This is a genomic window from Streptomyces tricolor (assembly GCF_002155905.1).
Classification (GTDB): Bacteria; Actinomycetota; Actinomycetes; order Streptomycetales; family Streptomycetaceae; genus Streptomyces; species Streptomyces tricolor.
The window spans coordinates 1-517 of sequence record NZ_MUMF01000472.1 but is presented as its reverse complement, the minus strand read 5'-3'; the positions used below and the strand labels follow the sequence as shown (position 1 = coordinate 517).

Here is a 517-nt window from a genome sequence, read left to right as displayed (position 1 = left end):
CGACCCCGACGTGGTCGTCCCGGCGGTGGTGCACCAGTGCGAGCAGGTCCTGGTGACCGAGTGGATCGACGGCATCCCGCTGTCCGAGATCATCGCGGACGGCACCCAGGAACAGCGCGACCGAGCCGGCCAGCTCCTGGCCCGCTTCCTCTTCTCGGGCCCGGCCCGCACCGGCCTGCTGCACGCCGACCCGCACCCCGGCAACTTCCGTCTGCTGCCCGGCGGTCCGGCCGGTGAGGACGACTGGCGCCTCGGAGTCCTGGACTTCGGCACCGTCGACCGGCTCCCCGGCGGCCTGCCGGCCCCGATCGGCGTCTCCCTGCGGATGACCCTCGACGGCGAGGCCGAGACGGTCTACGAGCTGCTCTGCGCGGAGGGATTCGTCAAGGAGACCATCGACCTGGACCCGGACGCCGTCCTGGACTACCTGCTGCCGATCATCGAGCCGGCCCGGGTGGAGACGTTCACCTTCACCCGCTCCTGGATGCGCAGCCAGGCCGCCCGCATCGCCGACCCC

1 protein-coding gene is annotated in these 517 nt (G+C 72.3%); it reads left to right on the top strand.

All coding sequences use genetic code 11. From position 1 onward, the window contains the following. A partial coding sequence (locus CCN44_RS30130; protein ID WP_158103169.1) for an AarF/UbiB family protein occupies positions 1-517 on the top strand: 517 nt, incomplete at both ends.